The organism is Tabrizicola sp. (assembly GCF_030694085.1).
Lineage (GTDB): Bacteria > Pseudomonadota > Alphaproteobacteria > Rhodobacterales > Rhodobacteraceae > Tabrizicola.
This window is the reverse complement of sequence record NZ_JAUXZE010000073.1, coordinates 184,816-206,149: the sequence shown is the minus strand read 5'-3', so window position 1 is coordinate 206,149 and position 21,334 is coordinate 184,816. Positions and strand designations below refer to the sequence as shown.

The window sequence follows — 21,334 nt, the reverse complement described above, 5'->3', positions numbered from 1 at the left end:
TATCTTTGACCAAATATCCTCGGGGGTGAGGAGCGTCAGCTCCGAGGGGGTCGACGGCCCCCTTTACCCCGCCCGCCGCATCCCCAGCGCCCGGGCGCGCTTCTTCGGGTCCACCTCGAAAAGGCCTGCCAGCTGCTCGGTCATCGCGCCGGCCAGCTGCTCGACATCGGTGATCGTTACCGCGCGCTGGTAGTAGCGGGTCACGTCATGCCCGATCCCGATGGCGATCAGCTCCACCGCGCGGCGGCGTTCGACCATCGAAATCACGTCGCGCAGATGTTTCTCCAGGTAATTCGCGGGGTTGACCGACAAAGTTGAATCGTCGACCGGCGCCCCGTCGCTGATCACCATCATGATCTTGCGCGCTTCAGGTCGGGCCAGCATCCGCCGATGTGCCCATTCCAGCGCCTCGCCGTCGATGTTCTCCTTCAGAAGACCCTCTTTCATCATCAGCCCAAGGTTCGGCCGCACCCGCCGCCACGGAGCATCCGCCGACTTGTAGATGATGTGCCGCAGGTCGTTCAGCCGCCCCGGCATCTGTGGCCGGCCCTGTGCCAGCCACCGCTCGCGCGACTGCCCGCCCTTCCAGGCACGTGTGGTAAAGCCCAGGATTTCCACCTTCACCGAACACCGCTCCAGCGTCCGCGCCAGCACATCGGCACAGATCGCCGCGATGGAAATCGGCCGCCCCCGCATCGAGCCCGAGTTGTCCAGAAGCAGCGTCACGCAGGTATCGCGAAACTCGGTGTCCTTCTCCTGCTTGAAGCTCAAGGGGGTCGTCGGGTTCGCCACCACGCGCGCCAGACGGCCTGCGTCCAGCGTGCCTTCCTCCAGATCGAACAGCCACGACCGGTTCTGCTGTGCCTGCAACCGGCGCTGCAACTTGTTCGCCAGCCGCGATACCGCGCCCTTCAGGGGTTCAAGCTGTTGGTCCAGATAGGCGCGCAGCCGTTCCAGCTCGGCCGGTTCAGCCAACTCCTCCGCCTTGATTTCTTCATCGAAGTCCGTCGTATAGACGGAATAGTTCGGGTCCGCATCCGAATAGGGCGCCGGAGGAGGCGGCTCCAGCGGCGCCTCGCCCTCGGGCAATTCCGCCTCGTCGCCCTGCTCCATGTCGGCGCTGTCTTCCATCGTGACCTGCGCCTGGGACTGGTCCTGCTGTTCTTCCTGGCTCCGCTCGGGCGAGGCTTCGGAGTCCTCGCTCTCCTCCTGCTCATCCCCCGCCGAATCCGGGCTGTCCTGATCTTCCTCCGCCTGGTCGTCGCCCGCATCCTCGGGCGCGTCCGGGTCATCGCCCAGCTGGTCGCCATACCCAAGATCCGCGATGACTTTCCGCGCCAGCCGGGCAAAGGCCGCCTGGTCGGCCAGAACATCGTCCAGGCTCGACAGCGTTGCCCCCGCCTGTTCCTCGACAAAGCCGCGCCAGAGGTCTGCGGCATGCTCCGCCGATTTCGGCAGGGCCCGCCCCGTCGCCATCTGACGCACGAGGTACCCGGCCGCCACCGGGAGCGGCACCTCCGACGCCTGAGTCACCTGACCATAGCCTTTGCGGTCCGCCTCATGCGCGATCTTCGCGTCGATGTTGCCTGCCGTCCCAGGCATGTCACGCGCGCCAACCGCCTCGCAGCGGGCGTTCTCCATTGCTTCGTAGATGTCCCGCGCCAGGGGACCTGTCGGCGCATAGCGCGCGGCCACGCCGTCGTCGTGATACCGACGCCGCAGCGCGAAGGCATCCGCCGTCCCGCGGGCCAGCAGCACCTCGTCCCGCGTCATCCGGCGCGACACCTGCGGCAGGCGCACGCCCTCCTTGTTCATGCCCGCCGGGTCGACCGAATAGGTCACCGACATTTCCGGGTCATCCGCCATCGTGCGGGTGGCCTCGGCCAGGGCCTTCTTGAAGGGATCGGCGGGATTGTCGGTGGGCTTGTTCATAGCGAAGATAAAGCACCCCCTCCCGGCATCGGCAAGCCCGACCGAAAGCCTGTGGGCAGGAAAAGCCGACCGAGCATCAGACCCGGGGCTGCGCAGGGGCCGACAGACACCCTAAGGCAATCCCACATGCCTCACGTGCGCCATTGCACAGACCCGGCGCGGCCCTGAGGAGTTGGCAGAGGACCCCCAGGCCCCAGATAACAGCGCACAGAATTCAATTCCAGCCGAGGAGCCTGATCAATGGCCAATCCGAAAATCGCGATCATCGTGTCGTCGACCCGCCCGACCCGTTTTGCCGACATCCCGACCGCCTGGATCAAGGCTCAGGCCGATGCCCGTGGCGACATCGATGTCGAGGTCGTGGACCTCCGCGACCACCCGCTTCCCTTCTTCGCCGAAGTCGCCTCGAACGCCTGGGCGCCCTCGCAGGACCCGGCAGCCGTTGCCTGGCAGAAGAAAGTCGGTGAATTCGACGGCTACATCTTCGTCGTGGCCGAATACAACCGCTCGATCACTGCGGTCCTGAAGAACGCCCTGGACCAGGCCTATGTCGAATGGGCGAAAAAGCCGATGGGCGCTGTCGCCTATGGCTCGATGGGCGGCGCCAACGCGCTGGGTCACCTGCAGAACATTGGCGTCGAGCTGCAGATGGTTCCCACCCGCAACAATGTCCGCATCGGCGGCGGTGACTTCTTCAAGGTGCACCCCGGTTTCGGTGGCTCGGGCAACCTCGCGGACATCGAAGGTTCGATCGCTCCGTCGGCGACGGCCATGCTGGATGACGTGATCTGGTGGGCCAAGGCGACCAAAGCCGCCAAGGCCTAAGCTTCTCGCGGAAGTTTCAAGATTGACCAATCAGGTCGGCGCAGGCTTGCAAAAGCTGCGCCGACCTTTTTTCTGCCGCCGCGTCACGTGCAAAATACGCCCGGTCCAGAAGCCCCCGCTGCGCCACCTTGGCATCGATGCGCCACCCCATCGCGGCTGCGGCTTCGGCCGGCCCTGCGACCGCCTCAGCCAGCGTCCAAAGACTGTCCCGCACCCCGGCCGAGCCTTCGGAGGCCGGGCCATCCACAAGCCACTGATGCTCCACCAGCGCCGAATAGCGCCCGGTGCAGATGGCGAACTGTCGCAAAAGCGGGTCGGCCGTTGCGGGGCTGTCAGCCACAAACCCCACAGCGAGAGCAGCCAGAAAAGTTTCCAAACCGCGCGCCATTTCAGCATTGGGCGCTGAAAGCCGCACGTTTTCAAGGCAGAATGAGAACGAAAATCTACAGAGGCTGCGGATCGCTCAGGGCGGTTCCAGCCTTCGCCCTCACAGCATGCGGCACCAGATCGGGCTGGCGCCGCCAGAGTATGGCACGGCATAACCCGTCGAGATCATCTGTCGCGCGACATCCCGTCCACCGACTTCCAGCCGGACCAATGAACGACCATAGCGGTCCAGCCCCTGAAAACGTGCGTCCGTGATGGGTCCCGACTGGATGATCTGGCGCAGGATGGCCGTGGCTTGCCGACCTGCTGCAAGCTCAGCACCGCAGCCTGGAGAATGGACCTCGGGCGTATCGTATCCCAGAAGCCGCGCCTTCACTTCACCCGCGCCGGAGCAGGCCATGTGCACAGTGTCGCCGTCGGCGATATAGGTGACCCGGCAACCATTGCCCTCGGCAGGTGAAGGGCTGGCGGTGATCCCATCGGTCGACGGAACGCATCCTGCAACAAGGTAGACCCCGAGAAGCGAGGCGAGGGCCCGGCTCTGCCAAACCCTCCGCACTTACCTCATCGCCATGCTGGCCGCCGACTCCGGCAGCTCCTCGGCAAAGCAGCGCTGGTAGAACTCGGCCACGGTCTGGCGCTCCAGCTCGTCGCACTTGTTCAGGAAGGTCAGCCGGAAGGCATAGCCCACGTTGCGGAAGATTTCGGCGTTCTGGGCCCAGTTGAGGACCGTCCGGGGCGACATCACCGTCGACAGGTCCCCGTTCATGAAGGCAGTCCGGGTCAGATCCGCGACGGTGACCATCTGGCTGATGACCTTGCGGCCCTTGTCGGTGTTGTAATGCGCGTTCTTCGCCAGCACGATTGCGGTTTCCGCGTCATGGCTCAGATAGTTCAGCGTCGCGACCAGGGACCAGCGGTCCATCTGGGCCTGGTTGATCTGCTGGACCCCGTGGTAAAGTCCCGTGGTATCGCCAAGACCCACCGTGTTGGACGTCGCGAACAGCCGGAAATAGGGGTTCGGCGTGATGATCTCGTTCTGGTCCAGCAGCGTCAGCTTTCCGTCATGCTCCAGCACCCGCTGGATCACGAACATCACGTCCGCCCGCCCCGCATCGTATTCGTCGAACACGATGGCCACCGCGTTGCGCAACGCCCACGGAAGAATCCCCTCATGGAACTCGGTCACCTGCTTGCCGTCGCGCAGTTTGATCGCGTCCTTGCCGATCAGGTCGATCCGGCTGATGTGGCTGTCCAGGTTCACCCGCACGCAAGGCCAGTTCAGCCGCGCCGCCACTTGCTCGATGTGGGTCGATTTCCCCGTCCCGTGATAACCCTGGATCATGACCCGGCGGTTATAGGCAAAGCCCGCCAGGATCGCCAAAGTCGTATCCGGGTCGAACTTGTAGGTCGTGTCGATCTCCGGCACCCGATCGGTCCGCTCGGCGAAGCCTTTCACACGCATGTCGGTGTCGATCCCGAACACATCGCGGACCGAGATTTCCTCGGTCGGTTTCATCGCCTGATCCAGCATCGTGAAGGTCCATCTTTCGCCGGCAGCGCCCCATTGCACCGCACCCGGTCATCCTTGGAACATAACGCCGGGGGGTTCAAGGGGAAGGGCCGTCTTCCCGTTTGCGTGACCCTGAAACTTGCGACTTCGTGCCGGCGTAGCTTGGGCATACCCTGCAAGACGAAAGGACCCCGCATGCACCGCCGCCTCTTTCTTCTCACCATCCTCGCCGCCCCGATGGCCCGGGCCGACACCTTCGAATTCACCCTGACCCAGGCCGAATGGCGTGCCCGCCTCTCCGATACGGCCTACGAGGTGTTGCGTGAGGAAGCGACCGAACGCCCGCACACCAGCCCGCTCAACCTGGAAAAGCGCCCCGGCACCTACCACTGTGCGGGCTGCGACCTTGCCGCCTTTTCGTCCAGGACGAAATATGACAGCGGCACTGGCTGGCCTTCGTTCTGGCAACCGCTCCCGGATGCGATCCGCACCCGAGAAGACGGCGGCCTTTTCGGCGCGCGGACCGAAGTCCATTGCCGCCGCTGCGGCGGCCATTTCGGTCATGTGTTCGAGGATGGGCCCAAGCCCACCGGACTGCGCTACTGCATGAACGGTGCCGCGCTGACCTTCCGACCCGCCTAGTCCCGGAAGTACCGGCTGTCCTTGATCTGCTCCCAGGCCCATACGACCTCTTGCAGCTGCTCCTCGTGGCTGCGGTCGCCGCCGTTCATGTCGGGGTGCAGCACCTTGATCAACCCCTTGTAGACCTTGCGGATATCGGTCTTGGACATCGTGTCGCGGGCATCCAGGATCTCGATCGCCTTCCGCTCGGTCGGCGGCAGTTTCCGCGTCGCGGCCGAACTCGGCCGCCCTGGGTTCTGCGTCGCCTTCTCGCCCAAAAGCGCCATCGGGTCATTCACCCCCAGCCGCGCCCAGGCATTGCCGTCACCGATCCGGCTGAAGGGTTTGGTCTCCCGCTCCCAGACCCGGTCCTTGTCCAGGAACTTCTGGAACTCTTCGTCCGTGGTGCCCTGGAAGAAGTTCCATTTCAGATTGTACTCGCGGATATGGTCCTTGCAGAACCAGAAGAACTCATCCAGCAGGTCCGGCGATTTCGGCGCGCGGAACGCCGCCTTCTCCTTGCAACCCGGGTAATCGCAGGGCTTGTCCGCGGTATCGAACGCCCCGGACATCCCGCGCCGCCCGGTTTTCTTGCGCTTCTTGTCAGCGGCGGCGCTGATGTTGAACTCGAATGGCGGGCGACTGGACATGCGAACTGGGCCTTTCCGACTCGGGGGCATGAGTTTAGGGCTTTTCCCGGAAGTTAGAAGGGGGCTGGCCTGACATGACGGTGAAAGACGAAATCGAGGACCGCCTGACCGCCGCGTTCCAGCCCTCGGTCCTAAAGGTGGAAAACGAAAGCCACAAGCACGCAGGCCACGCCGGCGACGACGGCTCTGGCGCCAGCCACTTCCACATCACCATTCGCGCCGAAGCTTTCGCGCCGATGTCCCGCGTCGCCCGGCACCGCGCTGTGCAAAAGGCATTGGGGGACCTCAACCAGCGCATCCACGCGATTGCACTCGATATCGGCTAGGGTAGGAACCCGACCGCATGGAACGGGTTTACCCTGCGACCACCCATCGCAGGAGAACCGCCATGTTCCCCCATCTCCGTATCTGGCTCCTCGCCCTCTGGACCTCATCCATTGCGGGGGCCGTCGTCATCGCCGGGCTTGCGCTGGGCCAGTACCATTGGTCCACCTTCCTCTGGGCCGCGCTTGCAGGCCTGGTGATCGGCGTTCCGGCCGCGCTCCTCAACTGGGCCTACCTCCGCCCGAGACGTTCGCGCGAGGTCGGCCTGATGGGGCAGGCGCCGCCTGACCGGCGCTGACCCCGGCACCGCCTGCTCACTGGAAACTGGCCTGAAAGGTCGTTGCAGCCAGAGACACATGCGCGTCCAGCGGTGGGCGCAATTCGAAGGCCTGCGGGGCACGCCCGAAGTTCAACAGACGGAAGAGACTCCAGTCCGACCGCCGCTCTTCCGCGACCGCCAATTCGTTCCGACTGATATGGAACGGCGTCCGCTCCCAGCCGTTCGTGGTCTTCACTTCTATCAGCCGCGTCCGGCCCTCGGGGGTGAAACTGGCGATGTCGTATCCCGCGCCGTCGCCATCCGCCTCGGACACCCAGCGCACCCTGCGCGCCAGATCGTCGCGACCCGACGCCCGCAGAACCGCCCGCTCATGACGCAGGACACGGTCCTCTCCCGCACGCCCCAGCGCCCGATTGCGCGCATCGCGGCCCGCCACGTCGAACTTCCGCGCGATCCGCAGCATCTGCTCCAGCTCCTTCGGCTGCGGCTGGTTCGACAACGTCGGCGAGGGACCGATCCAGATCGTCGCTTCATCCTGAAAGACAGTCTCGGGAAGCGGGGCGGGTGTGCGGTCCAGCCACACGCTGTTCTGCCCAAGCCAGCGTAGAACAGCATCTTCCAGGGAGGATTGAAAGTTGAAGGCAGGCTTGTAGCCGGTGATCCACGTCTCCCCCAGCCCCTTCAGGACGGCGCTGATGTTCTGGTGCTTGAACTCCACCGATCCGTCCGAGCGCCCATTCAGCCCCTGCCGCAGCCTGCGCCGATGCTCGGCCTTGCTGTAAGGCCGCTGTGCAATATCCTCGGCCAGCATCGCGAAGTAATCCGCGACGATCCGGTCGTTCTCCTCGGCTGACCAGTCTTCGAATGGCATTGGCGGGCAAGCTACAGAAGGCGGAAACACCTGTCACCCGCCCCGCCAGACGGAAAGCCTGCATGCCATTCACCTGTTCGCAAATATCCTCCGGGGGTTTGGGGGGTCAAACCCCCCCAATGCCCGAGCCGGTTGGCGCTTGCGCCAGAGGCGAGACAAAGGCTGGCGCGCCAGCGCTCCGCTTGAAAACCGCCCCGATCCGCGCTGTGGGCAGGTGTTAAGAAACCCCTAACGCCCGCGACCAAGCCATTGATTACAAACGATCAACCAGAAATGTCCACCGTGGACACTACCTTGCCTTCACCCGCAACCGCCAGGCGTGGAGGAGGGGTTCGGTGTACCCCGAAGGCTGCTCCCGGCCCTTGAAGACCAGATCACAGGCCGCCTGGAAAGCCGCCCCCTGGAAGGCCGGGGCCATCGGCCGATACAAGGGATCGCCCGCGTTCTGCCGGTCCACCACGGCGGCCATCTTTTTCATCGCCTCCATCACCTCGGTCTCGCTGACGACCCCATGATGCAGCCAGTTCGCGACATGCTGGGCCGAGATCCGGCAGGTCGCCCGGTCCTCCATCAGCCCGACATCACTCACGTCCGGCACCTTCGAACAGCCCACCCCCTGATCGATCCAGCGCACGACGTAGCCCAGAATCCCCTGCGCGTTATTCTCGACCTCGCGCAGCACCTGCGCCCGGTTCCAGGCCTGAAAGCTGGCCAGCGGAATGTCCAGGATCCCGTCCACATGCGCCCGCCGCCCGCCCTTCGCCAGCCGCGCCTGCACCGCGAAGACATCGACCTTGTGATAGTGCAGGGCATGCAAGGTGGCAGCCGTCGGCGACGGAACCCAGGCCGTGTTCGCCCCCGCGCGGGGGTGGGCGATCTTCTCGTCCAGCATCGCCGCCATCAGGTCCGGCATCGCCCACATCCCCTTGCCGATCTGGGCGCGACCCGACAACCCGCACTCCAGCCCGATGTCGACGTTCAGGTTCTCATAGGCCGTGATCCAGGACTTCCGCTTGATGAAGTCCTTCCGGCTGAACGCCCCGGCTTCCATCGAGGTGTGAATCTCGTCCCCGGTCCGGTCGAGAAAGCCGGTATTGATGAACGCAACCCGCCCCTTCGCCGCGCGGATGCACTCCTTGAGGTTCACGGACGTCTGCCGTTCCTCATCCATGATCCCCAGCTTCACCGTCGCCTTGGGCAGCCCCAGCACCTCCTCCACCCGCGCCATCACCGCGTCTGCAAAAGCCACTTCCTCCGGCCCGTGCATCTTGGGCTTCACCACATAGACCGAGCCTTGGACCGAGTTCCGCATCCCCTCGGTCTTCCGCAGGTCATGCAGCGCGATGGCCACCGTCATCATCGCATCCATCAGACCCTCGGGCACCTCGGTCCCATCCGGCAGCAGGATCGCCGGATTGGTCATCAGGTGACCCACGTTCCTGACCCACATCAGCGCGCGGCCCTTCAGCGTGAACGGGCTGCCGTTCGGATCCAGATACTCCCGGTCCGCCGCCAGCCGACGCTCTACCGGGCGGCCGCCCTTTTCAAAGACCTCGGACAGGGTTCCCTTCATCAGCCCCAGCCAGTTCCGGTAGGCCCCGACCTTGTCGCCGGCATCGACGCAGGCGACCGAATCCTCGCAGTCCATGATCGCCGTCAACGCGCTTTCCAGTTGCACGTCGGCCAAAAGCGCCTGATCCCGCGAGCCGATGAAATGCGCGCGGTCGAAGACCAGTTCCACATGCAACCCGTTGTTGCGCAACAGAACCGCGTCCGGGGCTTTCGGATTGCCCCGGTAGCCCGCGAACTTCGACGGGTCCACTAGCGGCAGATCGTCCACCAGCAGCGCCCCGTCCTTCACGACGTAGCGCCGCACGTCCGCATGGCTTGTGCCGGCAATCGGGAAAGCCTCGTCCAGGAACACCCGCGCCCGGGCGATCACCCGCGCGCCGCGGCCCCGCACATAGCCGCCCGCAGGGGGCAACGAGCCCATCGCGTCGGTGCCATAAAGGCAGTCGTAAAGGCTGCCCCAGCGGGCATTGGCGGCATTCAGGGCATAGCGGGCATTGGTCACCGGAACCACCAGTTGAGGGCCCGGAACCTTGGCAACTTCGGGGTCGACGTTGGTCGTCTCGATGCTGAAGGCCGGACCTTCGGGCAAGAGATAGCCGATCTCGGCCAGGAACGCCTTGTAGGCGCCATGGTCATGCGGCTGGCCGCGCCGGGCCACGTGCCAGACATCGATCTTTGCCTGCAGGTCGTCCCGCTTGGCCAAGAGCGCCCGGTTCTGCGGGGCGAAGTTGGCCAGCATCCCGGCCAGGCCTGACCAGAACTTCGCAGCCTCGAGTCCGGTGCCGGGCAGCGCCTCGTCCTCGACAAAGCGGGCCAGCACCGCATCCACCTGAAGCCCCGAACGATCCAGACGTTCCGCCATCGCTTGTTCTCCCTGGGCCTTCGGGCCGCTCTGTATGCTGTGGCACACAATAGGCGAGAGGGACAGGCCGGGCAAAGGAAAGCAGGGGGGCAATTCCAAGCCGGGCCGAAAATCACTTGTCGGAAAATCGCGAAGGTAAAAAACTTTGCCAACTTGCTAAGTTTTTCTTTCCTCACGCTGCAATGGGTGTATAGTTAGCAACATGGCTAAGCATGATCCACACCTCGACCTCCTGTTCCATGCGCTGTCGGATCCGACCCGACGCATGATGTTGAACCGACTGGCGCGCGGTCCGGCGCCGGTGACTGAACTGGCCGGCCCGACCGGGTTCAAGTTGCCAACCATCCTGCGCCATCTCTCGGTGCTGGAAGAGGCGGGGCTGGTCTCGACCCAGAAGGACGGGCGCGTCCGGTCCTGCGTCTTCCAGCCCAAGGCCATGGAGCCGATGACCGACTGGCTCGACGCGCAGCGCAAGGTCTGGGAGGCGCGGCTGGATCGGCTGGACGACTACGTGATGAACCTCATGAAGGAGCGTGAGAAATGAAACCCGACCTTGACCCGGAACTTGACCTCGTCCTGACCCGCGAAGTGAACGCCCCGCGCGACATCCTCTACATGTGCTGGACGACGCCCGAGCATCTGGTCCACTGGTTCGTCCCGAAACCGCACAAGGTGACGGCCTGCGACCTGGACGTCCGCGTCGGCGGCAAGTGCAACACGACCTTTCTGGTCGAAGGCAACGAGATGCAGAACAACGGCGTCTATCTTGAGGTCGTGCCGAACGAGCGTCTCGTCTTCACCGACGCCTACACCGAAGGCTGGAAGCCCGCGCCCGAACCCTTCATGACCGCGATCCTGACCTTCGAGGACATCGGGGGCGGCCGCACCAAGTATACCGCCATCGCCCGGCACCGGAACGCGGATACTGCGAAGGCGCACAAGGACATGGGGTTCTATGATGGCTGGGGCACGGTGGTCACGCAGCTTGAGGAATATGCACAAGGATTGATGAAATGAGCCGCGATCAGGTGTCAGACCGTTTCGCAACCCTGACCTTCGAGCGCAGCATCGCGGCCCCGGTGGCCACGCTTTACGCCGCCTGGATCTCACCTGCCGCGCGGGCGGTCTGGGCCGCGACGGCCCCCTCGGTCACGGTGGAGTTCCTTGAAGCCGACAGCAGGGTTGGCGGGCGTGAGGTTTCGCTTTGCAAGGTGGCCGGAGAGCCGGACCTAAGGGTCGAGGGCGGTTGGCTTGACCTCGTGCCCGAGGCGCGGACCGTCGGCTATGAGGTTGTCTCGAAGGAAGGGGACCGACAGTCCGCGGCCCTTGTCACCGCCGATTTCGCGGCCGAGGGCGAGACCAGCCGGATCAAGGTCACGGTCCAGCTGGCCTCATTGGCCGCGGACATGGCCGACGGGTATCGCCAAGGCTTCAACGCGGGCATCGACAACCTGCGCGCGGTTGCGGAACGGACCTTGCTGTTGCAGCGGGTCATCAAGGCCCCGGTTCCGGTGGTCTGGGGGGCGTGGATGAACTCCGAATCCTTGCCGAAATGGTGGGGGCCGGACGGGTTTTCGTGCCGCACCTCCCGCATCGACCTGCGGGCCGGGGGCGAGTGGGTGTTCGACATGATCGGGCCGGACGGCACGGTCTTCCCGAACCACCACAAATACGGCGCGATGATTCCCGAAGCGCGCCTCGACTACACGCTGCACTGGGGCGAGAACGGGCCGAAACATGCCGATGCCTGGGCAACGTTCGAGGATCAGGACGGGGCGACGAAGGTGACGCTGGGCATGGTGATGGCGACGGCCAAGGAGTACCACGACGCCAAGGGCTTTGGCGCGGTGGAACTGGGTCTTCAGACGCTCGGCAAGCTGGCGAAGATCATCGGGGCCGAGTGACCCTAGCCGAGATGGGGCGCAAGGAGGTCCCTGCATGCGGCTTTCGCGGCCTCGGCGCTGATCACGTCGGGGTCCATGCAGCGTTGCAGGCATAACCCGTCGATCAGGCAGACAAGTGAGCTGGCAAGGCGGTCGGCCTCGACCTTCCGCCCCCGTGCTTCCGCCATTGCCGCAATCGCGTCACGAACCTGCGCCTGGTAGACGCGGAATTGCCGCTGGTGTTCCGCCTGCAGGGCAGGGGTGACCGCGACCTGGCCCCATAGCGTCAGCCAGGCGGCCAGCGTGTCGCGGCTGAAGGCCGTCGGGGCGAAGATCCCGTCGAGCAGCGCCTCCAGCCGGGCCTCGGGCGGAAGCAAGCCCAGATCGGGGACGGTATCGCGGTAGATGCGCGCGTAGACGGCCGCCAGCATCTCGGCCATCGAACCGAAATGGTGCAGCACCAGCCCGCGCGACACTCCCGCCCGCTGGCAGATGCGGTCGACAGTGAAATGCAGGATGCCGCCTTCGGACAGACAGGCCAACCCCACGTCGATCAATTGCGCGCGGCGTTCCTCGCTGGAAAGTCTGGTGAACTTGGCCATCAGTTCGTCGCCATCAGTTCGTCGGGGCCCCGCCCTCGGCCTTGCGGCGGGCGACGAAATCCTCCAGCGCCGCGCGGATGCCGGGGTCGAGGGGTGGCTCCTCATGGTTCGTCAGCAACTCCTTCCAGATCCGGTTGGCCCGCTGCGGAGCCTCCTCCGACCCCCGCGCCTGCCAGTTCGGATAGCTGTCCCAGTTCGACAGCATCGGCGGGTGAAAAGCGGTTTCATACATCGCCATCGTCTGCGCCGTGCCGAAGAAATGACCGCCGACCCCGGCCTCGGCGATGGCGTCCAGCGACAGCGCCTCGTCGCTGACTGCGATGGGCCGGAAATAGCTCTGCATCATCCCCAAGAGTTCGGCGTCCAGGATCAGCTTCTCGAAGCTTGCCGTCAGCCCGCCATGCATCCAGCCCGCGCCGTGGATCACCAGATGCGCGCCGCCCATCAGGCAGCCCCAGAGCGACATCATCGATTCGTAAGCCGCCTGGGCATCCAGCGCATTGGCCGCCGTGGTGTTCGAGGACCGGAACGGCACCCCGATCCGGCGTGCAAGTTGACCCGATGCCTGCGCCGCCTTGGCATATTCCGGCGTGCCAAAGGCGGGCGCGCCGGTCTTCATGTCGACATTGCTGGTGAACCCGCCATACATCACCGGCACCCCGGGCCGCACGATCTGCGTCAACGCCACCCCGAACATCGCCTCGGCATGCTGCAGGACAAGCGCCCCCGCCAGTGAAACCGGGGCCATCGCCCCTGCCAGCGTGAAAGGCGTCACGATCGCCACCTGCCCATGTTCCGCCAGCGCGATCAGCCCCTCCGCCATCGGCACGTCCAGCTGCCGGGGCGAGTTGGTGTTGATCACCCCCATCATCATCGGCTGGCGCGCCAGATCATCCAGCGACCAGCCCATCGAGATCGCTGCCATCTCGATCCCGTCCATCGTCCGCTCGCGACCAAGGGCGTTCAACTGCCAGCTTTTGTCCAGTAGGGTGCATTGCGACAGATAAAGGTCCAGATGCCGGGTCGCGGCGGGCAGGTCCATCGGCTCCAGCGGGCCGCCAGATTCCTGCTGGATCACGTTCAGGCTTTGGCAGAGGCGCAGGAAGTCCTGCAGGTCCTGCAAGGTCCCGTCGCGGCGACCCCGGTCAAGGTCCATCACATAGGCCGGCCCGCCGACACTGGCAAAAACCATGTCAGTGCCGCCAAAGCGCAGGTCCCTCGCCCGGTTCCGCGCCGCGATGCGAAACGTCGGCGGGACCGTGGCCAGAAGCCCTTCGATCAGGCCCGGCTCGGGGTAGACCATCTGCCCGTCGATCCGCGCGCCCGCGCCCCGGAACAGGTCCAGCGCCCGCCCGTTCAGGACCCGCATCCCTTGGGTAGCCAGCAATCGCAGCGCCGCCTGATGGATCGCCTCGACCTGATCGTCGCTGATCACCCTGATCGGATCATAGACCCTGGGCACCTGGCCGAAGGGCGGCTGCGGGATGGCGTTCGGGGTCCGGGCGGGGCGACGCTGGCGCATCAAAGGCTCCTTATGGGCGCGCGTTCCCGGCGCGGGGGCAAGTCGGGCTCGCCCAGCAGCCGGGCGTAGCGGTGGGCGGAATGGACGGCATCCGCGATGGAGGACGGCGCGAGGCAGTCGCCAATCCGGGAGGCGGGGATGCCATGCCCGATCATCTCGTCGTGCAGGGCGGTGTCGGGCAGCCGCCCGGTGCACAGGATCAGCGTGCCGCAGGGCAGGGGCTCTTCCCGACCCGTGTAGACGCAAGAAATTGTGACTTCCCCATTCCCCTGCGCTTTCAAGGACTTGAGAGGATGCAGGCGCACCCCCGCCTTGATCAGCCGGGCCTGCAGGAAATCCTGCTCGTTGGTCAGCACCGTCCAGGACGACGCCACCGGGGCCGTTGTCACATAATGCACCTCATGCCCCGCCCCGGCCAACCTCTCGGCCAGCGCCCCGCCCATGAAGTAATGCTCGTCGTCGTAGATCACGATCGGCCCGGCGATCCCGGCCCCGGCAAGCACATCATCCGGCGTCAGCGCCTTGGGCAGGGACAAGGGCCGGATCGCGTAGACCCCGACCCCATCCCGCCGCCAGTGCGACCCGGTCGCCAGCACCACATGATCCGCCCCGAACGCGGCCACATCCTGCGCGCCCATCCGGCTTGCGGGATAGAGCGTCACGTTGGACAGTTTGCCGATCATGTGCAGCCGCCAGTCGCGCACCCGCATCCAGGTCGCCAGCCCCGGCAGGGTCGCCTCGCGCAGGAGCCGCCCGCCAAATGCCTCGGACGCCTCGGCCAGCGTGACCTCCAGCCCCCGCCGCCCCAGCGTCAGCGCCGCCTCCAGCCCCGCCGGGCCGCCGCCGATCACCAGCGCCTTTTCCCGGCGCGGATGGACGGCGATCCGCTCGGGATGCCAGCCACGCCGCCATTCTTCGCCCATCGTCGGGTTCTGCGTGCAGCGGAGCCCAACGCCCTCATTGTTCGCCGCCCGGCAGATGTTGCAGCCGATGCATTCGCGGATCTCGTCCTCGCGCCCCTCCCGGATCTTCATCGGCAGAAACGGGTCGGCGATGGACGGCCGTGCCGCGCCGATGAAATCCTGCACCCCGCGCTTGATCTGGCTGACCATCCGGTCGGGCGAGGTGAAGCGGCCCACCGACACCACGGGCTTCGTGGTCATGGACTTCACGAAGGCAACGTTCTCCTCCTGAAACCCCTCGCCAGAGAACCGCGCCGACCGCGAGTCGTTGCCCAAGGCCCCGGCGACGTTCACATCCCAAAGGTCCGGCAGCTCTGCCAGCATTTCAATGACTTCGCGGCCCTCGCCTTCAGACGTGATCCCCTCCGGCCCATGCAACTCATCCACCGCCAGCCGGACTGCCACGGCGCAGGTGTCGCCCACGGCGTCCTTGGTATCCTCGATCATCTCGCGCAAGAGGCGGACGCGGTTTTCCAAAGACCCGCCATAGGCATCGCCCCGGTGATTGCTGCGCCGTGACAGGAACTGAAACGGCAGGTAATCATGCCCGGCGTAGACATAGACGATGTCGAACCCCGCCCGCTTCGCGCGCTTCGCCGCATCCCTTTGCCAGCCGCGGAAGGCGCGGATGTCCGACAGGTCCATCGCCCGCGCCGTCGCGGGCAGGTGGTAAAGCGCGGGCTGCGCATCCGGCGCGATCCCCGGCACCCGGGTCATCCGGTTCGACGCATGGGCGCCCCCGTGCCACAACTCGATCCCGGCCAGCGCGCCATGGGCGTGGATGGCGTCAGCCGTCAGCGCAAGCGGCGCGATGTCGTCGTCATCCCACAGCGTCAGGAACGCATAGGGGCTGTCATCCGAAGAAGGGTGGATCGAGCAATATTCCGTGCAGACCACGCCCCAGCCACCCTCGGCCTTCACCCCGCGCAGCGCCGCACCGGACTGCGGGCGCTGCCAGCCAAAGCCGGTCGCGTGCGGGGTCTGGTAAAAGCGGTTGGGGGCGGTGACCGGGCCGATGCGGACGGGTTCGAACAGGATGTCGTAGCGGGGGTCGCGGGGCATCAGACCATCCTTGTTGAATGATCGTACAGTAAGAGGGCCGCGCAGACCGCGTCAAGCCTAGAAGGGCAGGGACAGTTGCGCCTGCGGGGCCTTCTTCACCGGCCGCCGCCCCTCGCGGTTGCCCGACCGGCTGGCGTGGCGCTGGACGATCTGACCGGCGACCTCGGCAAAACCTGCCGACTGGCGGGCAGCCCAGATCAGGTCCCGCGCCTCTCGCGCGGCAGAGGCGACGTCGATGATGGGTTCCGGGTAGCGGTGGCCAAGCAACCGTCGCGCCTCGGGCCAAAGCCAGGGCTCTTGCAGGAAAGCGTCGGGCACACCCGCCAGCTCCGGCAGCCAACGCCGGGTGAACGCGCCGGTCGGGTCCTGGTCAAGCCCCTGTTTCACCGGATTGTAGATGCGGGGAATGTTGATCCCCGTCGTCCCCGACTGCATCTGCACCTGCGGCCAGTGGATGCCGGGCTCATAATCGGTGAACATCCGCGCCAGATGCGCCCCGGAGGCCCGCCAGTCCAGCCACAAGTGATAAGAGGCGACCGAGATCACCATCGCCCGCATGCGGAAGTTCAGCCATCCCGTCGCCCGGACATAGCGCAGGCAGGCATCCAGGAAGGGCAGCCCCGTCTCACCGGTCCCCCAGGCCGCCAGCCGCGCCGCATCGGTATCCCTGGGCCTCGTCACCGCGACAGGATGAAGGTCGCGCATCTCGATCGAAGGCTGATCCTCCAGCTTCTGCATGAAGTGATCCCGCCAGGCCAGCCGCGACTGGAAGCTGGCCAGCGATCCGCCCCACTTGCCGCCTGGCCGTTCGGCCTGCCGCGCCGCCGTCGCCTGCACCACCTCACGGATCGACAGTGTCCCCAGCGCGAAATGTGGGGACAGCCGGGAACAGGCCCGCTCGGCGGTCAACGGCGATGACATCGCCACCCGATACGGCTCTCCCCTGCGGGCAAGGAAGCTTTCCACCAGGTCCAACCCCTGCGCCCGCCCGCCCAGCTGGCGGTGGGGGCAGGGGTCGGGGGCCAGCTTCAGCGCCCGGGCCGAGGGGATCAGCCCCGGTTCCACCCCCGCAACCGCGCGCAGGGCAGGGACGGACAGCGCCGGCTGCGCCATGAACCCATCCCGGCTGGCCGCCCAGATGTCCCGCGTCGGCAAGCGCCGCACGACGCCAGACTGCGGCACCTCGGTCCACTCCACCCCCGCCGACCGCGCCCAGGCCGCCACCCGCCGGTCACGGGCATAGGTCCAGAGGGTGCCTGTCTCCTCATGGCTGACGATCCGGGCGATCCCATGCCGTCGACACAAGGCCTCCAGCACCTGCACCGCGCCGCCCACCCGCACCACCAGCGGCGCGCCGATCCCGGCCAGGGCCTCGCGCAGGTCGGCAAGACCTTCCGCCACGACCTCCCACTGACGGGCCGAGGCATCGGGCTGCGCCCACAACTCCGGTTCCACGACATAGACCGGCAGCACCGGCCCCAGCCCCGCCGCAAGGGACAGCGCCGGATGGTCGTGGACGCGCAGGTCGCGCTTGAACCAGATGAGAACATTCATGGAACACAGATGTAGCCACGCGCGCAGATTCGTAAAGCGGCAAAAGACTGTTCCCGGCCTGCCCCTTGCGTCTGGGGCGTTTGCCCGTAGCTTCTGCCGGAAAGGGAGCCCTCAATGACCGAGCAGAAGACAGTCCATCTCGCCGACTACCAACCTTATACCCATGTCGTCGACAGCGTGGACCTGACCTTCGGCTTGTCGCCCACCGCAACCCGGGTCAAGGCGCGGCTCTCGCTGCGACCGAACCCGGCGCGACCGGGACGCCACGACCTGCGGCTTGATGGCGAGGGGCTGACGCTTATTTCCTGCACAGTGGACGGCACGCCCGCCGCAGCCAGCGTCGACGCCAGTTCATTGACGCTCTTCGCCAAGGACCTGCCCGACGGCCCGTTCACCCTGGACACCGAGGTCGAGATCGCGCCCCAGGCCAACACCGCCCTCGAAGGCCTTTACATGTCCAATGGCATGTACTGCACCCAGTGCGAGGCCGAGGGCTTCCGCAAGATCACCTATTACCCCGACCGCCCCGACGTGATGAGCCGCTTCAAGGTGCGGATCGAAAGCGACCTGCCGGTGCTTCTGTCCAACGGCAATCCGACCGCGAGCGGCGCAGGTTGGGCCGAATGGAACGATCCATGGCCGAAGCCCGCTTACCTGTTTGCCCTGGTCGCCGGCGACCTCCGCGCCCATTCGGCCAAGTTCGCCACCGCCTCGGGCCGTCCGGTCGATCTGCACATCTGGGTCCGCCCCGGGGATGAGGACCGCTGCGCCTATGCGATGGACAGCCTGATCCGATCCATGCGCTGGGACGAACAGGTATACGGCCGGGAATATGACCTGGACGTCTTCAACATCGTCGCCGTCGACGACTTCAACATGGGCGCGATGGAGAACAAGGGGCTGAACATCTTCAACTCCCGCTACGTCCTGGCCTCGCCCGAAACCGCCACGGACGACGACTATACCCGGATCGAGGCGATCATTGCCCACGAATACTTTCACAACTGGACCGGCAACCGCATCACCTGCCGTGACTGGTTCCAGCTATGCCTGAAAGAGGGCCTGACCGTCTTCCGCGACCACCAGTTTTCCGGCGACATGCGGTCCGCCGCCGTCCGCCGGATCGAGGACGTGGTGACCCTCCGCAGCCGCCAGTTCCGCGAGGATGACGGCCCGCTCGCCCACCCCGTCCGCCCCGAAAGCTTTGTCGAGATCAACAACTTCTACACCGCCACCGTCTACGAGAAGGGGGCCGAGGTCATCGGGATGCTGAAGTCGCTGGTCGGCGACGGGGCCTACAAGCGTGCGCTCGAGCTATACTTCGACCGCCACGACGGCGACGCCGCCACCATCGAGGACTGGCTCAAGGTCTTCGAGGACGCGACCGACCGCGACCTGTCCCAATTCAAGCTCTGGTATTCCCAGGCCGGCACCCCCCGCCTCAAGGTCACCGACGCCTGGGAGAACGGCGTCTATACCCTGACCTTCACCCAGAAGAACCCGCCCACCCCCGGCCAGGCGGAAAAGCAGCCGAAGGTGATCCCGATCAAGGTCGGACTTCTGAACCCCAACGGCGATGAGGTCGTGCCGACCATCATGCTGGAGATGACACGGGCCAAGCAGTCCTTCCGCTTTGAAGGGCTGGCGGCGAAGCCCGTGCCGTCGATCCTGCGCGGCTTTTCGGCCCCGGTGGTGCTGGACCGCAAGCCTGCCCCCGGCGAACACGCCTTCCTTCTGGCCCACGACACCGACCCCTTCAACAAGTGGGAAGCAGGCCGGGCGCTGGCGAAGGAAGTGATGGCCGAGATCGCGCTGAAAGGCACGCCGGTCCGATCCGACTGGCTGGACGCTTTGGCCGCCGTAACCTTCGACGACACGCTTGACCCGGCCTTCCGCGCGCTCTGCCTGCGGCTTCCGGGCGAGGACGAGATCGCTCAGACCATTCATGCGATGGGCCGGATCCCGGACCCAGCCAAGATCCACGCTGCGCGCCGCGAAATGTCAGGCGCGCTGGCAATCCGTCTTGGCGACGGATTGGCAAGGATTTACAAAGAGTTGGATGACAACGCACCGTTCTCGCCCTCGGCTGCGCAGGCAGGCCGCCGTGCACTGAAGATCGCGGCACTCCAGTTTCTGACCCGCCGTGACGGCGGCAAGCTGGCTGCGTCGGCCTTCGCCCGCGCGCGGTCGATGACCGAGGAAATTGGTGCCCTTGCCGCGCTTCTGGACGCCCATCAAGGCCAAGCGGAACTGATCAGTTTCGCCGCCCGCTGGGGCCGCGATGCGAACGTGATGGACAAATGGTACGCATTGCAGATCGCCTATGCCGAACCGGGTGACGCAGCCGCAGTGGCCGACCGCCTGATCCAGACCACCGGCTTCGACTGGAAGAACCCCAACCGCTTCCGCACCGTGATCGGCGCGTTGGCGGCGAATCATGCGGGCTTCCATCACCGCTCGGGCGCGGGCTACAGGCTGGTTGCCGACTGGCTTCTGAAGCTTGACCCCCTGAATCCGCAGACCGCTGCCCGCGTCTCGACCGCCTTCGAGACATGGCCGCGCTACGACGCCACCCGGCGCAAGCGTGCGCGGAAGGAGCTTGAACGCATGCTGGCCGCCCCGGCCCTCTCCGGCGACCTGCGCGAAATGGTGGAACGGATGCTCGCGGCGGGCTGAGCTTTCCGTTGACGCGGGGCGGGGGGTCGTGGCACCGATAGGGCATTTGGTGCGGGAGTAACGATATGCCCTATTTGATTGCGCTTTTTGGCCTGGTGATCGGCGCCTATTTCTGGGTCCAGCGCGCCCGGATGGCGGCCGAGGCGACGCAGGACCTGGCCGGGGTGGCCCAGGATGTCATGGCCGCCGCCCGTCGCTTCGGCTTCCGCCGCAAGCTGAACCTGCACCCGGTGGAATCGCTGGAGGACCCCGACGTCGCCATCGCCGGGGCGGGGGTGGCGTTTCTGGAGCTTGGCGGCCTGCCCTCGGCGGAACAGCAGGACAAGTTGATCGTCAGCCTGCAAAGCCACCTTGGCCAAAGTCAGGACAAGGCAGAGGAGGCGGCGATCCTGGGCCGCTGGCTGGTTGCAGAAAGCGGGGGGGCGCAGCAGGGGTTGGAACGGCTGACCCGGCGGCTGCACAAACTGAAGGGTGCGCAAAGCTTCCAGCCGCTGATGTCAGTCCTGAAGGATGTGGCCGCCGCCAGCCGCGACGGTGCCATTTCGACCCGCCAGCGCGAGGCGCTCGAAGAAATCGCCCGGCTCTTTCGGATCAGCTAAGGTCAGGTGGCCTGGCAATAGGGCTGCTGGCTGGTCCAGGCCGCCATCGCCGACCGCTTCTCGCTGGACCGCAGCGGAGCCCAGTCACGCCCGATGCCGCGGTTGCCGCCGCCGGCTACCAGCCCATCCTTGGCCACTTGCGTCGACATGATCTCTACCGCGCATTCCAGGTTGGCCTCACCATCCTTCAGAGCGCCTACCGACGTCGCCTCACAGCCGTAGTTTGCCGCCGACCTCAGATCGATCTGCATCAGCCCGATCCAGCGCCCGCCGCCGCCCGAGGCGCGTTCGTTCCAGGTGCTTTCGTATTTTGCGACCGCCGACAGCAGGCCCGCCCAGAAGGCGCGACGCTCTTCCACCGAAGCGGTCCGGTAGCCCGGGCACCAGGTTTCGATGTCGGCCGGCACCCGCTCGGACAGAAGCTGATCCTTGGTTGACAGGGCGACAAGGGTTGATTCGGTCCATTCCTCGGCTTCGGGATGGTGATCCCATTGCATCGGAGGTGCCACGAAGGACAGGCTCTCCTCGGGCTTTGTCTGAACGCAGGCAACCAGCGAAGCGGTTGCACACACACCGAAAATCACACGCAGCAGCATGAGTAGGTCACCTGAAGATCACCGCATTTCCATTTTTCCGC

General features: G+C 65.7%; 21 protein-coding genes. 9 read left to right on the top strand and 12 right to left on the bottom strand.

Annotated elements, in window-relative coordinates:
* Positions 1–63 precede the first annotated feature (63 nt).
* The gene (gene cobT / locus Q8M85_RS17890) at positions 64–1,932 is read right to left on the bottom strand and encodes a cobaltochelatase subunit CobT (RefSeq protein ID WP_305547107.1); all 1,869 of its coding nucleotides are present in this window, start codon (positions 1,930–1,932) and stop codon (positions 64–66) included.
* A gap of 240 nt (positions 1,933–2,172) precedes the next feature.
* Between cobT and Q8M85_RS17885 the strand changes: the two genes are divergently transcribed.
* Positions 2,173–2,757, top strand: coding sequence for an NADPH-dependent FMN reductase (locus tag Q8M85_RS17885; protein WP_305547105.1), 585 nt, complete (start codon positions 2,173–2,175; stop codon positions 2,755–2,757).
* 16 nt (positions 2,758–2,773) lie between these two features.
* Here Q8M85_RS17885 and Q8M85_RS17880 read toward each other — a convergent pair whose 3' ends face one another.
* From Q8M85_RS17880 to cobS, 3 genes are all read right to left on the bottom strand, one after another.
* A complete protein-coding gene (locus Q8M85_RS17880; protein ID WP_305547103.1) occupies positions 2,774–3,097 on the bottom strand; it encodes a hypothetical protein in 324 nt (107 codons plus the stop codon).
* Positions 3,098–3,244: 147 nt separating this feature from the next.
* Complete coding sequence (locus tag Q8M85_RS17875) at positions 3,245–3,703, bottom strand: thermonuclease family protein (RefSeq protein WP_305547101.1); 459 nt, start codon at positions 3,701–3,703, stop codon at positions 3,245–3,247.
* Positions 3,704–4,678, bottom strand: coding sequence for a cobaltochelatase subunit CobS (cobS, locus tag Q8M85_RS17870; RefSeq protein ID WP_305547099.1), 975 nt, complete (start codon positions 4,676–4,678; stop codon positions 3,704–3,706).
* Positions 4,679–4,852: 174 nt separating this feature from the next.
* Between cobS and msrB the strand changes: the two genes are divergently transcribed.
* Entirely contained in the window at positions 4,853–5,299 is a 447-nt protein-coding gene (msrB, locus tag Q8M85_RS17865; RefSeq protein WP_305547096.1) for a peptide-methionine (R)-S-oxide reductase MsrB, read from the top strand.
* On the opposite strand, the gene Q8M85_RS17860 is transcribed toward msrB, so the two are convergent.
* Entirely contained in the window at positions 5,296–5,928 is a 633-nt protein-coding gene (locus Q8M85_RS17860) for a J domain-containing protein (RefSeq protein WP_305547094.1), read from the bottom strand. The genes msrB and Q8M85_RS17860 overlap by 4 nt on opposite strands.
* A 74-nt stretch (positions 5,929–6,002) precedes the next feature.
* Between Q8M85_RS17860 and Q8M85_RS17855 the strand changes: the two genes are divergently transcribed.
* Positions 6,003–6,254, top strand: coding sequence for a BolA family transcriptional regulator (locus tag Q8M85_RS17855; RefSeq protein ID WP_305547092.1), 252 nt, complete (start codon positions 6,003–6,005; stop codon positions 6,252–6,254).
* 62 nt (positions 6,255–6,316) lie between these two features.
* Positions 6,317–6,550, top strand: a complete 234-nt coding sequence (locus tag Q8M85_RS17850; RefSeq protein WP_305547090.1) for a hypothetical protein — start codon at positions 6,317–6,319, stop codon at positions 6,548–6,550.
* 16 nt (positions 6,551–6,566) lie between these two features.
* Here Q8M85_RS17850 and Q8M85_RS17845 read toward each other — a convergent pair whose 3' ends face one another.
* On the bottom strand, positions 6,567–7,403 hold the full coding sequence (locus Q8M85_RS17845) for a DUF3883 domain-containing protein (RefSeq protein ID WP_305547088.1): 837 nt from the start codon (positions 7,401–7,403) through the stop codon (positions 6,567–6,569).
* Between the two features lie 289 nt (positions 7,404–7,692).
* Positions 7,693–9,837: a malate synthase G gene (locus tag Q8M85_RS17840; protein ID WP_305547086.1), complete on the bottom strand. Its 2,145-nt coding sequence runs from the start codon at positions 9,835–9,837 to the stop codon at positions 7,693–7,695.
* Between the two features lie 202 nt (positions 9,838–10,039).
* Here Q8M85_RS17840 and Q8M85_RS17835 point away from each other — a divergent pair, with 202 nt between their 5' ends.
* From Q8M85_RS17835 to Q8M85_RS17825, 3 genes are read left to right on the top strand one after another with little or no spacing between them, the layout of a single operon-like run.
* Positions 10,040–10,381, top strand: a complete 342-nt coding sequence (locus Q8M85_RS17835) for a helix-turn-helix transcriptional regulator (RefSeq protein ID WP_305547084.1) — start codon at positions 10,040–10,042, stop codon at positions 10,379–10,381.
* A complete protein-coding gene (locus tag Q8M85_RS17830; protein ID WP_305547082.1) occupies positions 10,378–10,854 on the top strand; it encodes an SRPBCC family protein in 477 nt (158 codons plus the stop codon). The genes Q8M85_RS17835 and Q8M85_RS17830 overlap by 4 nt, the downstream gene beginning before the upstream one ends.
* Positions 10,851–11,741, top strand: coding sequence for an SRPBCC domain-containing protein (locus Q8M85_RS17825; protein ID WP_305547080.1), 891 nt, complete (start codon positions 10,851–10,853; stop codon positions 11,739–11,741). Before Q8M85_RS17830 ends, Q8M85_RS17825 begins: the two co-directional genes overlap by 4 nt.
* Before the next feature lie 2 nt (positions 11,742–11,743).
* Here Q8M85_RS17825 and Q8M85_RS17820 read toward each other — a convergent pair whose 3' ends face one another.
* From Q8M85_RS17820 to Q8M85_RS17805, 4 genes are read right to left on the bottom strand one after another with little or no spacing between them, the layout of a single operon-like run.
* Positions 11,744–12,322 carry a TetR family transcriptional regulator C-terminal domain-containing protein gene (locus tag Q8M85_RS17820; protein WP_305547078.1) on the bottom strand — a complete coding sequence of 193 codons (579 nt, stop codon included), beginning with the start codon at positions 12,320–12,322 and terminating at the stop codon, positions 11,744–11,746.
* Between the two features lie 13 nt (positions 12,323–12,335).
* Positions 12,336–13,844: a trimethylamine methyltransferase family protein gene (locus Q8M85_RS17815; protein WP_305547076.1), complete on the bottom strand. Its 1,509-nt coding sequence runs from the start codon at positions 13,842–13,844 to the stop codon at positions 12,336–12,338.
* On the bottom strand, positions 13,844–15,868 hold the full coding sequence (locus Q8M85_RS17810; protein ID WP_305547074.1) for an FAD-dependent oxidoreductase: 2,025 nt from the start codon (positions 15,866–15,868) through the stop codon (positions 13,844–13,846). Before Q8M85_RS17810 ends, Q8M85_RS17815 begins: the two co-directional genes overlap by 1 nt.
* 57 nt (positions 15,869–15,925) lie before the next feature.
* Positions 15,926–17,422 carry an FAD-binding domain-containing protein gene (locus Q8M85_RS17805; RefSeq protein ID WP_305547072.1) on the bottom strand — a complete coding sequence of 499 codons (1,497 nt, stop codon included), beginning with the start codon at positions 17,420–17,422 and terminating at the stop codon, positions 15,926–15,928.
* A gap of 114 nt (positions 17,423–17,536) precedes the next feature.
* Here Q8M85_RS17805 and pepN point away from each other — a divergent pair, with 114 nt between their 5' ends.
* Together pepN and Q8M85_RS17795 are read left to right on the top strand one after the other, a co-directional pair.
* Positions 17,537–20,098 carry an aminopeptidase N gene (pepN, locus tag Q8M85_RS17800; protein ID WP_305547070.1) on the top strand — a complete coding sequence of 854 codons (2,562 nt, stop codon included), beginning with the start codon at positions 17,537–17,539 and terminating at the stop codon, positions 20,096–20,098.
* A 65-nt stretch (positions 20,099–20,163) separates the two neighbouring features.
* Positions 20,164–20,697 carry a hypothetical protein gene (locus Q8M85_RS17795; protein ID WP_305547068.1) on the top strand — a complete coding sequence of 178 codons (534 nt, stop codon included), beginning with the start codon at positions 20,164–20,166 and terminating at the stop codon, positions 20,695–20,697.
* Positions 20,698–20,699: 2 nt separating this feature from the next.
* On the opposite strand, the gene Q8M85_RS17790 is transcribed toward Q8M85_RS17795, so the two are convergent.
* Entirely contained in the window at positions 20,700–21,293 is a 594-nt protein-coding gene (locus tag Q8M85_RS17790) for a transglycosylase SLT domain-containing protein (RefSeq protein WP_305547066.1), read from the bottom strand.
* Between the last annotated feature and the right edge of the window lie 41 nt (positions 21,294–21,334).

Coding starts and splice junctions, on each gene's coding strand:
- cobT (WP_305547107.1), bottom strand. CDS start 1,932: ATGAACAAGCCCACCGACAATCCCGCCGATCCCTTCAAGAAGGCCCTG.
- Q8M85_RS17885 (WP_305547105.1), top strand. CDS start 2,173: ATGGCCAATCCGAAAATCGCGATCATCGTGTCGTCGACCCGCCCGACC.
- cobS (WP_305547099.1), bottom strand. CDS start 4,678: ATGCTGGATCAGGCGATGAAACCGACCGAGGAAATCTCGGTCCGCGAT.
- msrB (WP_305547096.1), top strand. CDS start 4,853: ATGCACCGCCGCCTCTTTCTTCTCACCATCCTCGCCGCCCCGATGGCC.
- Q8M85_RS17860 (WP_305547094.1), bottom strand. CDS start 5,928: ATGTCCAGTCGCCCGCCATTCGAGTTCAACATCAGCGCCGCCGCTGAC.
- Q8M85_RS17855 (WP_305547092.1), top strand. CDS start 6,003: ATGACGGTGAAAGACGAAATCGAGGACCGCCTGACCGCCGCGTTCCAG.
- Q8M85_RS17850 (WP_305547090.1), top strand. CDS start 6,317: ATGTTCCCCCATCTCCGTATCTGGCTCCTCGCCCTCTGGACCTCATCC.
- Q8M85_RS17845 (WP_305547088.1), bottom strand. CDS start 7,403: ATGCCATTCGAAGACTGGTCAGCCGAGGAGAACGACCGGATCGTCGCG.
- Q8M85_RS17840 (WP_305547086.1), bottom strand. CDS start 9,837: ATGGCGGAACGTCTGGATCGTTCGGGGCTTCAGGTGGATGCGGTGCTG.
- Q8M85_RS17835 (WP_305547084.1), top strand. CDS start 10,040: ATGGCTAAGCATGATCCACACCTCGACCTCCTGTTCCATGCGCTGTCG.
- Q8M85_RS17830 (WP_305547082.1), top strand. CDS start 10,378: ATGAAACCCGACCTTGACCCGGAACTTGACCTCGTCCTGACCCGCGAA.
- Q8M85_RS17825 (WP_305547080.1), top strand. CDS start 10,851: ATGAGCCGCGATCAGGTGTCAGACCGTTTCGCAACCCTGACCTTCGAG.
- Q8M85_RS17820 (WP_305547078.1), bottom strand. CDS start 12,322: ATGGCCAAGTTCACCAGACTTTCCAGCGAGGAACGCCGCGCGCAATTG.
- Q8M85_RS17815 (WP_305547076.1), bottom strand. CDS start 13,844: ATGCGCCAGCGTCGCCCCGCCCGGACCCCGAACGCCATCCCGCAGCCG.
- Q8M85_RS17810 (WP_305547074.1), bottom strand. CDS start 15,868: ATGCCCCGCGACCCCCGCTACGACATCCTGTTCGAACCCGTCCGCATC.
- Q8M85_RS17805 (WP_305547072.1), bottom strand. CDS start 17,422: ATGAATGTTCTCATCTGGTTCAAGCGCGACCTGCGCGTCCACGACCAT.
- pepN (WP_305547070.1), top strand. CDS start 17,537: ATGACCGAGCAGAAGACAGTCCATCTCGCCGACTACCAACCTTATACC.
- Q8M85_RS17795 (WP_305547068.1), top strand. CDS start 20,164: ATGCCCTATTTGATTGCGCTTTTTGGCCTGGTGATCGGCGCCTATTTC.
- Q8M85_RS17790 (WP_305547066.1), bottom strand. CDS start 21,293: ATGCTGCTGCGTGTGATTTTCGGTGTGTGTGCAACCGCTTCGCTGGTT.